Origin of the sequence: Caldicellulosiruptor obsidiansis OB47 (assembly GCF_000145215.1) — a bacterium.
In the GTDB taxonomy this organism is placed as follows: domain Bacteria; phylum Bacillota; class Thermoanaerobacteria; order Caldicellulosiruptorales; family Caldicellulosiruptoraceae; genus Caldicellulosiruptor; species Caldicellulosiruptor obsidiansis.
The window spans coordinates 1,871,060-1,883,818 of record NC_014392.1 but is presented as its reverse complement, the minus strand read 5'-3'; the positions used below and the strand labels follow the sequence as shown (position 1 = coordinate 1,883,818).

The window sequence follows — 12,759 nt, the reverse complement described above, 5'->3', positions numbered from 1 at the left end:
GTATATTTGAGAGAAAGCATAAGAGGGCTGTCTTTTAGGTTTTAATGGCAGCCCTTTTTAGCTGCCAGAAAAGATTTTTACACAGAAAGGAAGAAAAAACTTGAGTGAAAAACGAAAGATTTTAGCAGATGTTATTTTGCTTTTTGTTACAATGGTATGGGGAAGTTCATTTGTACTTATGAAAAATACAGTTTTAGATATGAACCCAGTGGCATTTTTAGCTGTCAGATTTATACTTGCCTGGCTGATAGTTTTAATAATATTCTGGAAAAATCTAAGAGGGTTGAAATTAAGGGAAGTTCTTTATGGCAGCATCATTGGATTTTTTCTATTTGCAGGGATGCTTCTTCAGGTTATAGGGTTAAAATATACATATGCTTCAAAATCAGCTTTTATAACTGGTCTTACTGTCATCTTGGTTCCTGTATTTGTAGCTCTGATTGAAAGAAAAGTACCCAAAATAAATGTAATGGTTGGTGTAGTTTTGGCTTTTATTGGGCTTTGGCTTTTGAGTGGTGCGAGGTTTTCAAACTTTAATTTTGGTGATTTTTTAACTCTTCTTGCTGACCTTTGTTTTGTGTTTCAGATTATCTCTATTGACATATTCACGGCAAAAGATAATATAAACACAGTAAATATTGCAATTTTTCAGCTAATGAGTGCAGCATTTTTATATATTATGACCTCAATTGTTTTTGATATTAATCTCATAAATATTAAGTTTAATCTAACAAGCATTATTACTATTTTAGTAACAGGGATTTTAGGGACAGCATTAGCATTTACTGCTCAAGTTTTTGTACAGAAATATACAACCCCTACTCATACAGCACTCATTTTTTCTGCCGAGCCAGTTTTTGGTGCATTTTTTTCTGCCATAATACCATCTGGACCTAACAATACAACTGAAATTTTGTCTTTGATTTCTTATGCTGGATGTGGTTTAATTTTAATTGGAATGGTTATAGCCGAATTAAACTTTGGTGGAAAAACTTAATATGGAGTTGAGCTGAAAAATGGAGATAGTTTTCTTGGGTGGTGCAAAAGAGGTTGGTGCTTCTTGTGTTTTAATTAAAGCTGGTGGCAAGAATATCTTGATTGATTCTGGAATAAGAATGAAAGAGGATAAACTTCCTAACTTACAGGTTCTTCGCGAGCTTGGCGGTGTTGATGTTTGCCTTATTTCACATGCGCACCTTGACCATATAGGAAGCCTTCCTCTTATTGCACGAGAATATCCTCATATTTTCTTTTATACAAACCAACCTACAAAAGATTTAATAAAGGTGCTTTTATATGATAGTTTGAGGATTATGGAGATTGCAGAAGATGAAATACCTATATATGCTGAGAAGAATGTAGAAGATTTGCTTGATAGAACTCTTACCTACGGATTTAACTACACATTTGAACCTGTTGAAGGAATCAGGGTGACCTTTTTCCCGGCGGGTCATATCCTTGGTGCTTCCATGATATTTATTCAGACTCAGGAAGGTAGCATTCTTTACACGGGTGATTTTTCAGCAGACAAGCAGCTTACTGTTGACAAGGCTTCAGTTCCCAAAATCAGACCTGATATTGTTATATGCGAATCAACTTATGGTGACAGACTTCACACAAACAGAAGTTTTGAAGAAGAAAGACTATTTAATACTATTTATGAAGTTATATCACAGGGAGGTAAAGTTTTAATTCCTGCATTTGCAATAGGAAGGGCACAAGAGGTTATTCTTATTTTGAGAAATTATATGAAAAAAAGAAAGGTTAGTTTTAATATATTCATAGACGGAATGGTAAGAGAGGTTATAAAAGTTTACAGGAACAATCCTACTTATCTGTCATCGCGGTACTATAAAAGGGTACTAAAAGGTGAGGAGATATTCTTAGCTGATAATATAAATGTGGTCTCTGACAAAAAACAAAGAGAGGAGATAATTTCTTCTTCAGACCCATGTGTAATAATCTCAAGTTCCGGTATGCTTACAGGGGGACCTTCTGTGTTTTATGCTGAAAAAATTGTGCAAAGTCCAAATGCTCTGATTGCAATAACAGGGTATCAGGATGAAGAAGCACCTGGAAGAAAACTTTTAGAGCTTGCTGAACTTTCAGAAAGTGAAAAAAAGATTGATCTAAATGGCAAGGAATATGAAGTGAAGTGCAGGGTAGAAAAGTACGGGCTTTCGGCACACAGTGACAGAGATAAGATTCTTGGATTTTTATCAACACTAAGGCCAAGAACTGTCATTTTTGCACATGGCAGTGAAGAAGCAATTTCGCAAATTTCGGATATGGCAGTAAAAGAGCTTGATGCAAACATAGTTGTTCCACAAAATGGTGAAGTTAATATAATATCAATTGAAAGACCAAGAAAACAATTATCATTTTTTAATGTCAAAACGCTGAACAATCAAGAACTTTTAAATGAAGAGAATCTGAAGCTTTTGTGGCAGTACCTTGTGGAAAACAAGCAGGAATCCAATCATATAACAGCTGAACATGCTATTCTGATTTGGAATGGCAAGAAGTTTATAGAAAAAGATGAGATAAACAGAGTATTTGAACTTTTAAAAAAATCTGTTTATTTTGAACAAAATCCAAAAAAACCATACCTGTTTAGGATTTTATCTGCCCAAGAGGTGGAAGAAAGGTTAAAGCCAAAACCTATGGAGCAGAATAGGATGAGAGAATTAGCATTTGAAATGTTTAATGAATATGGATTGTACAAGGTCGGTATGGACATTGAAAACAAGGTAGTTACATTTTATTTTCATTTCCCACAGGTTGCAAAAAGGCTTGAAGAGCAATTTAAGGAATTTGAAAAATTGACACTCTGGAAAGTTGATATAAATCCAAATATTAACCTGACGTATGCTTCAGAGTATGTTAAGAATTTTCTTAAAGATTATAATGTTAAATTGTTAAAATTTTCATATAATCCTGTGATAAATGCTATAGTAATAAGAATAAAGGAAAAGTTTGAACAAATGAAAAATTTATCTGAAAAGTTTTTGGAAGAAACTGGGGTTAATTTGATATTTGATGTTGAGGAAAATAAACAAGAAGAAAATATAACTTTGCAAAAGAATAAGATGGAACAAAATAAAGCTCTACTTTTGATTGACCTTTATTTTGAAAATGAAAAAGATAAGATTTACAAAAAAAGTATTAAGGAAGGTGGAAAATACATTGAACTTTCCTTTGTAACACCTTTTGTAGGTGAAAAATATAAAGACAAGCTTGTTCAACTTTCGGAAAAGACCGGATGGGATATAAGAGTTTCTCAGACCATAAATCAAGTTGAAATGATTAATATATTGAATGAAATTTTATCAAAATACAATATAGAAATTCAAAAAAACCCCAGTATTTATCCAACTACAAGAGAGGTAAAAATAAAATTAAGTGAAGGTGTAGACGAAGATGTTTTGAAAAAAATATCTGGGGAATTTTTTGAGCGCACAGGATTTTACCTAAAAGTCTGAAGAATTAATTCAATAATATAGAAAATAACTGAGGTTATTTAAAAGCAAGATTTTAAGATTGTATTTTGCCGATTTATAGTAAAACCAAATGAGCTAAAAACTGTATAATGCAAGGAAGGGGCTATCCAGGTATCTTTTTGGATAGCCCCTATAATCATTCTTTCGAAAATAACATTTCTTCAATTATCTCAGCAGCATCTTTTACAAATTTTGGGCAAACATTTTTAAACAGTCCATTTTCCTCGGCGTATTTTCTTCCATCGGGTGTGCTGATATCACAGTTTAACAGTTCCTTACATATTATAGTTTTATTTTTTTCTTCAAACTTTTTAACAAACTCTCTAACCTTTGAGTAAGCATTTGCTTTTGATTCTTTGTCTTGAAGTTCTGAACTTCCATATTTTAAACCAATCAGCATTAAAGCTCCTGTAACTGCTCCACATACATAACCTAAGCTTCCTAGACCTCCACCAAATGGACAAGCAATTTTTGCTGCACTTTTTTCATCCAAGCCAAAATCGGTGCTGTAAGTAGAAAAGACTGCTTGAGAGCATGTAAATCCATTTAAAAATTTTTCTTTAGCAAGTTCGCTTCTGTTCATTTAAATATTGCACCTCCATTAAACATTTGCTATATTTTGTTACATTGTAGCACATCCACTTTTAAAAAACAGCTCTTGACATTATTCGAATAATCGAATATAATCTATACGAAAGGGGTTTTGGTATGTTAGAAAAGAGTTATAAAAAAATGGCAGAGTATTTCAAAGCACTTTCTCACCCAACGCGAATAAGGATAATAGAGTTAGTAGCAGAAAAAGAAAGATGTGTATGTGAAATGATGGAGATATTAAACCTTGATCAATCTCATATTTCTCGTCACTTAACTATTTTAAGAAATATGGAAATAGTTGAAGACAGACGAGAAGGCAATAGAGTTTTTTACAATTTAAAAGATAGAGAGAGTTTGGATTTAATTCAGGTTGTTAAGAAAAAGTTTTGAATAAAAATTAAATAATTTTTTTAGCAAAAACATTTGATTATTCGAATATATCAATAAATAATTAATATATTTTAAAGTTTTAGATAATTTTAAGTTTTCGAAGGGAGGTGATAATGTTGGCTAAAAACTGGTATCCTATAATAGATAAAGAAAAGTGTATGCAGTGTTATCAGTGTGTAAACTTTTGTCCTCACGATGTGTATGAGGTAGGGCAGGATGGATATCCCAATGTAAAAAATCCTGATAACTGTGTTGAGTTTTGCAGAGGATGTCAGAAGATTTGTCCTAATGAAGCAATAAAGTATTTTGGAGAGGAGAGGTGAAAAATAATGAAAAGAGGTTTGTTGTTATGCGTTTGCCAAGGGACATGTCCTTCATTTCACAAAATGGATATTTTTGAAGTACTGAATAGTTTAAGAAGAGAAGGAATATTTGATTGGGTTGGATTGCATCCTCAACTTTGCTCTGATGATGGTGACAAATATTTGAAAGAACTTCTCAGAGGGGCAGAGATAGATCAGCTTTATGTAGCAGGTTGTGATCCAACAATGCAAAAGAAGATGTACCGTGATGCTTTTGAAGCAGTAGGCTTTCCGAAAGAAAAGCATATAGGTGTTGAAATCAGAAATATGGATACGCAACAAGCTATTGAGGCAATTAAAAAGGCTGTTGAAGAGCATAAATAAAATATTTTCAAGCGGCTATCCACAAAGAGACGAGGAGGGTCTGTAAATAATTTTGTGTATTTAAATTGAACCATCCCTCTTGGTAAGAAATCATTCAGGATAATCCTGTCTACCTTCTATTTTTTAGTATTACCATTTTAAAAAATTTTATGCATAAATTTTTTAAAAGCTGGACAAAATTTGATACTGGGATATATTGCTCTGATTTTTCTGATTCTAATTTAATTTGTTTTAGATTGCTTCCATGGAAGCAATCTAAAAGCGAACTGAAGTTTGTTATTAATTTATATATCCACTTAAACGTTCTGGATACATTATCAAAAGCTGATTTAATATTATATCCCAATTTCTGTACCTCTGTGTCCACTTTCTTACAACATTTTTTGTTGCAAGATAAAGCATCTTCTCTAACGCTGTATCGTTTGGAAATACTGATTTTGCTTTTGTCACTTTTCTAAATTGTCTGTGAACTCCTTCTATGATGTTTGTTGTATAAATTATCTTCCTTATTTCTGGGGGAAACTTAAAAACGAAGTCAGTAGCTCCCAATTGCTTTCCCAACTCCTGAACGCATAAGGATACTGTTTCCCCCATTTTTCTTTTACCTGATAAAAATTTTCCAGTGCTTCTTCTTCATTAGTTGCCTGATATACTTTTTTAAAATCCTTTGAAAATTCTTTTATATGCTTGTATGAAACATATTTGAATGAATTGACTTGACTGATGAATAATACACCTTTGAATATCGCTTTTTGGGAACACTGCTTCTATTGCCTCTTTTAAACCAGTAAGGCCATCAACACAAAACAGTAATACCTCTTCTACTCCTCTTGTTTTCAGGTCATTCAAAACACCCAACCAGAATTTAGAGCTTTCACTTTCTCCAATCCATATCCCTAAAACATCCTTATATCCCTCAATGTTAATTCCTAAAACAACGTAAGCAGCTTTGTTTACAATCCTGCCTTCATCTTTTATCTTGTAATGAATTGCATCCATAAAGATAAACGGATATATCTTTTCTAACGGTCTGTTTTGCCATTCTCTTATCTCTGGTATTATTTTTTCTGTAATTTTGCTTACCATCTCAGCAGATACTTCAATACCATAAATATCTTTTATTTGCTCATGAATGTCTCGTGTTGTCATTCCTCTGGAATATAAAGCTATTATTTTATCTTCAATTTCAGAGATATCTCTTTTATATTTGGGAATTATCTTGGGTTCAAATTCACCTTCTCTGTCTCTTGGTATATCAATTTCCATCTCTCCAAATTTTGTTTTTACAGTCTTCTGAGTATATCCGTTTCGAGAGTTAGTAGTTTGTTTGTTCTTAACGTCATACTTTTCATAACCCAGAGTTTCTTCAATCTCTGCTTCTAAAAAGCTTTGAAGTACACTCTTAAACAAGTCTTTTAAGCTTTCGTAAATATCACTCACACTCTGAATATTGTTTTTTCTTATAAACTCTAAGAGCTGCTCTTTTGTTAAAACATTTTCCATAACAAAAAACCTCCTTCTTGGATATTTTTGTTTATATTCTGATTCTTACCAAGAAGGAGGTCCTTATACTTTACACAAAATTACTTATAGTCTCGACGAGGATAGCCCTTTTCTTATCTAATTCTGCTTGAAGGAATTTTCTTTGTAACTTTTTTCATCTTGAGAGCTATAAAGCTTCTTCTTTAAATACAGAGCAACATTTACTAAAAGAAGCATGACAGGAACTTCAATCAATGGACCAATAACTGTTGCAAATGCTTCGCCTGAAGCTAAACCAAAAGTTGCAACAGCCACTGCTATTGCAAGTTCAAAATCGTTACTTGCAGCTGTAAGACCAACAGTTGCACTTTCAGGATAACCATATTTTCTTTTGTATGCTGTGAAAAATGTTATTAAAAACATTATAACAAAATACAACGAAAGTGGTATTGCAATCCTCAATACATGAAGTGGTAAAGTAACAATGTACTTTCCTTTTAGAGAAAACATCACAATGACTGTAAAGAGTAATGCTATTAAAGTTATTGGGCTTATCTTAGGTACAAAATTTTTTTCATACCATTCTCTACCTTTTTTACTGACCAGAAAGATTCTTGTCAATACTCCAGCTATAAAAGGAATGCCGAGGTAAATAAATACCGATATAGCTATTTCTTTCATAGAAATATTCAATGCTATTGAAGATGTGCTAATTCCAAAAAGTGGAGGAAGTAACTTTATAAATATATATGCTAATACTGAATAGGTGAGAACTTGCCAGATTGCATTGAGAGCAACAAGCCCTGCAACAAAATCCCTGTCACCATCTGCAAGGTCATTCCATACAAGAACCATCGCAATGCATCGAGCCAATCCTACCAGTATTACTCCTATCATATAATGTGGATAATCCCTCAAAAGCAATATGGCAAGCAAAAACATGACAACAGGTCCTATAAACCAGTTATATAAGATTGCAATTCCAAAAGGTTTTTTGCCTGCTTTTGTCTTTCCTATTTCTTCATATCTAACTTTTGCAAGAGGGGGGTACATCATCAAAATTAATCCAATAGCAATTGGAATTGATGTTGTTCCAATGCTAAGCTTATTTAGCACGTTTGCAAAGTTTGGGAAAAAATATCCTATCAAAACACCTACAATCATAGCAAGCAAAATCCAGACTGTCAAAAATCTATCTAAAAACGACAAGCCTTTTTTCTGTTGCATTTTTATTTTCCCTCCCTATAGTATTCTTTTTTAATTCTTTCAATAATAAGCTCTAAGACCTTTTTTTCTATCTCGTCTCTTACTTTTCTAAATTCTTCAATAGGTTTTTCTACAGGGTCAGGTAGTCCCCAATCCTCTTTTACCTTACATGGGATAAATGGACATTCAACACCACAACCCATAGTGATTAAAAAATCAACTTCTTTTGGAATATCAAATATTGTCTTTGGAAAATGTGAAGATATATCAATTCCAACCTCTCTCATGACTTCAATGGCAAGAGGATTTACCTCCTTTGCAATATCTGTTCCTGCACTGTACACTTCAATCAAATCTTTGCCGTAGTGTTTTGCAAAACCTTCTGCCATCTGGCTTCGACATGAATTACCAACACAAACAAAAGCAACTCTTGGTTTCATTTTAAATATCACTCCTTTGCACTTTTTTAAAAGTATGTTCACATTCTTTGTATTTTTCTTTCAATTCTTTAAGCCGAATTAAATCATTTTTAAAAATCTCTTGCTGAGAAAACTTTTCTCTTAAAAATTCAATTAACTTTTCATTTTCTTGTAAAAATAATTTGTTTATACTGTAATATATCCATTGTGATTTTTTTGAAGCTGATAAAATACCAGCTACTTTTAATTTGTTTAGGTGTCTTGAAGTATTGGATTGTGTTGTGCCAAGTATTTTTTCTATATCACAAACACAAAGACTTTGCTGCAAAAGCAGATTTATTATTCGCAATCTACACTCGTCCCCAAGAATTTTTAAAATTTCGGCTAAGTTCATAATTACCCCCTTCATTCTATGATTATATTCAACTACACTCATATATCATACAAGATTGATATTTTCTTGTCAATATAAAAGGTATAGAAGAATTGATGCAATGAGATTATATTTTTAGAGGACATAACGAAGAATTATAATTACCTAATTTTTTGTAAAAATGATTTTAAAAAAACTTGACAATATTCGAATAATCGAATATAATCATAAGCATAAATTTAGCATTTGCTAATTACTGTATTGAGGAGGCTTGAGTTTAATGCCAAATGAGAAAAGAAGAAATGATCTTATTTTGTTTACAGTGATGGTTGGAGCATTTTTTTCTATGTTTGATAGCGGGATTGTCAATGTTGTATTACCTGTAATTGCAAAAGAGTTTAGTAAGGATATTAACATAATTCAGTGGGTGGCATCAATTTATCTTCTTACAATGTCGGCACTTTTGCCTATTTTAGGTTCAGTAGCCGATTCAATAGGGAGAAGAAAAATTTATAACTTAGGTTATTTCGTTATTTCAATATTTACTCTATTTTGTGGTTTGTCAGTGAATTTTGAGATGTTACTTGTTATGCGCGTATTGCAAGGAATAGGCGGTGCAATGGTTATGGCGAACGGATTGGCTATAGTGACCGAAAATCTGCCAGCAAGTGAAAGAGGTAAAAATATAGGAATATTAGCGAGTACAATGGCGCTTGGAAGTGTTTTCGGTCCACCAGTAGGTGGTGCTATAACTTCATTGTGGGGTTGGCGAAGCGCATTCATACTAACTTTTATAGTATCATTTTTGGGATTTGTTTTATCATATTTTACTATTCCCAGAGATAAGAAAGAACACAAATTTAAGTTTTCTCAATTTGATTTTATTGGTTCTTTTTTACTTGTAATAGTAATAGTAAGTTTTATTTATGCTATATCTTCTATTAACAAAATTAAGCTGAACGATTATAATTTTACTATAAGCATGTTATTGTTTGCTTTAGCACTTGTTTTATTTATCTATAGAGAAAGAAAATGTGATAATCCAGTTGTAGATTTAGGATTATTTAAAATTAAAAGTTTTTCAACAGCGGTAACTGCTTCACTGCTTTCATTTTTCACTATGTATACCCCTACAGTACTTCTTCCTTTTTATTATCAACGAGTTATAGATTTACCTGTTCAAAAAGCCGGTTTATATATGATGGCTTTTCCAATAGCAATGGCTATAATATCGCCTTTTAGTGGTAAATTATCAGATAAAATTGGCTCTTACTTGTTGGCAACATCTGGTTTAGTTATAAATGGAATTGCTTTAATACTTCTTGCAAATGTGAAAATGACTACACCTTTGGTTTTAGTAATATTTGCACATTCACTAATGGGGTTGTCATTGGGACTTTTTCAATCTCCTAATAATAGTTGTATTATGGGAAGCGTTCCAAAACAAAAACTTGGTATTGCTAATGGTATAACTCAACTTATAAAAAACTTGGGGATGGTTATTGGTATTTCTTTTTCCACAGCTTTATTTAGTGTATTTATGAACCAACAAAAGGGCATTTATGCCGTTAGATTTTTAACAAGCAGCAGTAAAGTTTATTACATTGCTGCTTTGATAAGTTTTATTGGAGCTTTAATATCTTATTCAAGACCAAGAAATGAAAGCTAAAAATGAGTTTTGACAAAATCTACAAAAAGGTGATATTTCATGAATAAAGATGAACTGAGCGCTAAATTACTTAGAGCGGTTGGACATCCTTTGAGATTAAGGATAATAAAAATGTTACATGAATTTCCATCTCTCTCAACATACCTTTGATTTTCTCAAATACCTTTCGTTTTCTTCAAATTTCGTAGTTATAAAAATTTATCTGGTGCGTGTTATTTCTAATTATTGATCTTGTAATTGAATTATCAAAAACTTTCATCCGGGTAAGCCTTATTTTCTTTAACGAAGAAAGCGTATATGGCGAAAATGTCTTTTTACCTTTCTTAATCGAGCAAGTTTTACTTTTGTAGTTGTAGGTCTGGGCGCTTAGGATTATCACAGGAAGCAATACATATTTAGTACTTGCTTCTTTTGCCATGTTTTTAGCAGTTTCAACAATTTCGTTTTTATTTATTTTAAGTAGCTCAGTTTGATGATTATTTCTACAGTGAATAAAATTTTATTTTAACTGGTCTTTAAGAGTTAATAGCCCAGCTAAAAAAGGCACTGTTAGAAAACAGATTAGAATACAGGCTTAAACATTTTTCAAAATATAGAGTTTTAATAATAGATGAGATAAGTTGTTTACCCAAAGAACAATGATGGAGCGAATTTATTTTTTCAACTTATATTGAGCAGATATGAAAAAAGCAACACAATAATAACAACCAATGTTGTATTTTAAGAATGGGGAGAGATATTTGGTGGAACAACAATAGCAAATGCAATTTTAGATAAGCTGTTCCATCATTCTTACGTGATTTTTATAAAAGGACCTTCATACAGATTGCAGTCAAAAACAGCATATTTTAGCAACTCAAACCAGCAAAGCTAAGTTTATTTTTTGTACATTTTTATTTTCGATTTTTTGTTCATTTTAATGATATTGACATTTACAGTGGTATACATTCTCCACAGGACTTACTGCTTTTTAATCCCAATTTTCAACTTTTACTACCATCTTCAATCCTTGATAAATCCTACTTGGCACGCCCGGGGGGAGTCGAACCCCCGACCACAGGATTCGAAGTCCTACGCTCTATCCTCTGAGCTACGGGCGCATGTCTTTTATAACACCAATTTAAATTATAAAATCAAATCAATGAATTTGCAACCTTTTTAAATATCTTAAAATATTGATATTAATCTTAATTTGCAAAACACCAAAATCATTCAATCCAAAGAAAAGTTGTAGTATAATAAGAACAAGTTCAACGTTAATGCAATTAACAAGGCATAAAAAAATGATATCTGAAGGGATAATGATGTCAGAAATTTTTGAGAAATACTTTGGAAAACACAACAGTTTCTCTGAAAGCACCAAGTGGGGAGAAGTAGTTTCAAATCAGAAAACTTTTGAAGAGCAAAGAAAAATTGTAGATAAATTGGTGTCGCTTCTTTACCTGAATTTAAGCCTAATATTCAGGGAAGATAAAAAATTTGAGATTGACCATGGTGAATTTAAAGAAGAGATTATAGCTGGAAATTTAAATGGTATTCACTCAGAAGCTGTGCTTTTAAAACCAAGGGATTTGAATCCACCTTATCCTGTGGTGGTTGTTTTGCATGACCATGGTGGATTTTACTACTATGGTAAAGAAAGAATATACAGGCAAGACAATACCCAGACTTTTGTCAATGAATACCAGAAAAAATTTTACTCATCATTGCCGTGGGCGTTAGAGTTTGTAAAAAACGGGTTTGCTGTATTTTCTCCCGATGCATTTTATTTTGGGAAAAGAAGGCTTTCTGCTGAGTTAATTGAGCTTTTAACAGATGACAATTCAATAAATGAGCTTTTGAATTATCAAGAAGGTTTAGATGAGTACATAAGAATTTTCAATAAAATATCCTCTCAACTTGAACCTATAATGTTTAAGAATATCAATCTTTATGGAACAAACTGGCCAAGCATTTTGTTAAATGAAGATTTGGCATGGCTTAACTATCTCTTGCAAAGAGAGGATGTAGAGAAGAAAAGAATTGGTTGCATGGGATTTTCCTTAGGGGGCTTTAGGACACTTTTTTTGAGCAGCCTCAGAAATGAAATAAAATGTAGCATCATTATTGCCTTTATGTCTGAATTTAGAAAAATGCTTGGCAAAACTGCAAGACATACTTTTATGGTTCATATTCCAGGTTTTACAAGGGTTCTTGACCTGCCTGATGTTGCAGCTTTGATTGCTCCAAGAAAACTTTTTATTATGCAGTGTGAGTATGATAGTCTCTTTCCAAAAGATGCAATGCAGTCTGCTGTAGAGAGGATAAAAAGTTACTTTGTAAATTTTGATTGTGGTAACCAATTTGAATACAAATTTTATCCAAATGGGCATGAATTTAATTTAAATATGCAAAAAGATGCTTTGGAGTACATAACAAAAAATTTGTAAAATCTTCAAAT

11 protein-coding genes, 1 tRNA gene and 2 pseudogenes are annotated in these 12,759 nt (G+C 32.3%); 8 read left to right on the top strand and 6 right to left on the bottom strand.

Annotation, left to right across the window (positions count from 1 at the left end; translation table 11 throughout):
* The first annotated feature begins 100 nt into the window (after positions 1–100).
* Together COB47_RS08770 and COB47_RS08765 are read left to right on the top strand one after the other, a co-directional pair.
* Positions 101–997 (top strand): DMT family transporter, encoded by an 897-nt coding sequence (locus COB47_RS08770; RefSeq protein WP_013291023.1) that lies wholly within the window; start codon positions 101–103, stop codon positions 995–997.
* 19 nt (positions 998–1,016) lie between these two features.
* Positions 1,017–3,482, top strand: a complete 2,466-nt coding sequence (locus COB47_RS08765; protein WP_013291022.1) for an MBL fold metallo-hydrolase — start codon at positions 1,017–1,019, stop codon at positions 3,480–3,482.
* A 154-nt stretch (positions 3,483–3,636) separates the two neighbouring features.
* Here the strand turns inward: COB47_RS08765 and COB47_RS08760 are convergent, their stop codons facing one another.
* A complete protein-coding gene (locus tag COB47_RS08760) occupies positions 3,637–4,083 on the bottom strand; it encodes a C-GCAxxG-C-C family protein (protein ID WP_013291021.1) in 447 nt (148 codons plus the stop codon).
* 125 nt (positions 4,084–4,208) lie between these two features.
* Between COB47_RS08760 and COB47_RS08755 the strand changes: the two genes are divergently transcribed.
* From COB47_RS08755 to COB47_RS08745, 3 genes are all read left to right on the top strand, one after another.
* Positions 4,209–4,484, top strand: a complete 276-nt coding sequence (locus tag COB47_RS08755; RefSeq protein ID WP_013291020.1) for an ArsR/SmtB family transcription factor — start codon at positions 4,209–4,211, stop codon at positions 4,482–4,484.
* Positions 4,485–4,600: 116 nt separating this feature from the next.
* Positions 4,601–4,807: a 4Fe-4S dicluster domain-containing protein gene (locus COB47_RS08750; protein WP_041742787.1), complete on the top strand. Its 207-nt coding sequence runs from the start codon at positions 4,601–4,603 to the stop codon at positions 4,805–4,807.
* A gap of 3 nt (positions 4,808–4,810) precedes the next feature.
* Positions 4,811–5,170, top strand: a complete 360-nt coding sequence (locus tag COB47_RS08745; protein ID WP_041742507.1) for a hypothetical protein — start codon at positions 4,811–4,813, stop codon at positions 5,168–5,170.
* 279 nt (positions 5,171–5,449) lie between these two features.
* On the opposite strand, the pseudogene COB47_RS08740 reads toward COB47_RS08745, so the two are convergent.
* From COB47_RS08740 to COB47_RS08725, 4 genes and pseudogenes are all read right to left on the bottom strand, one after another.
* Positions 5,450–6,673, bottom strand: a pseudogene (locus COB47_RS08740) (IS256-like element ISCob1 family transposase).
* 117 nt (positions 6,674–6,790) lie between these two features.
* A complete protein-coding gene (gene arsB / locus COB47_RS08735; RefSeq protein WP_013291017.1) occupies positions 6,791–7,879 on the bottom strand; it encodes an ACR3 family arsenite efflux transporter in 1,089 nt (362 codons plus the stop codon).
* Between the two features lie 2 nt (positions 7,880–7,881).
* Positions 7,882–8,298 (bottom strand): arsenate reductase ArsC, encoded by a 417-nt coding sequence (locus COB47_RS08730; RefSeq protein ID WP_013291016.1) that lies wholly within the window; start codon positions 8,296–8,298, stop codon positions 7,882–7,884.
* Between the two features lies 1 nt (position 8,299).
* Positions 8,300–8,671 (bottom strand): ArsR/SmtB family transcription factor, encoded by a 372-nt coding sequence (locus tag COB47_RS08725; protein ID WP_013291015.1) that lies wholly within the window; start codon positions 8,669–8,671, stop codon positions 8,300–8,302.
* Positions 8,672–8,930: 259 nt separating this feature from the next.
* On the opposite strand from COB47_RS08725, the gene COB47_RS08720 reads away from it, so the two are divergent.
* The gene (locus COB47_RS08720) at positions 8,931–10,319 is read left to right on the top strand and encodes an MFS transporter (RefSeq protein WP_013291014.1); all 1,389 of its coding nucleotides are present in this window, start codon (positions 8,931–8,933) and stop codon (positions 10,317–10,319) included.
* A 519-nt stretch (positions 10,320–10,838) separates the two neighbouring features.
* Positions 10,839–11,193, top strand: a pseudogene (locus COB47_RS12370) (ATP-binding protein); the annotation flags it as partial.
* A gap of 150 nt (positions 11,194–11,343) precedes the next feature.
* On the opposite strand, the gene COB47_RS08715 reads toward COB47_RS12370, so the two are convergent.
* Positions 11,344–11,419 (bottom strand) — tRNA-Arg (locus COB47_RS08715).
* A 204-nt stretch (positions 11,420–11,623) separates the two neighbouring features.
* Between COB47_RS08715 and COB47_RS08710 the strand changes: the two genes are divergently transcribed.
* The gene (locus COB47_RS08710; protein WP_041742785.1) at positions 11,624–12,748 is read left to right on the top strand and encodes an alpha/beta hydrolase family protein; all 1,125 of its coding nucleotides are present in this window, start codon (positions 11,624–11,626) and stop codon (positions 12,746–12,748) included.
* Positions 12,749–12,759 lie beyond the last annotated feature (11 nt).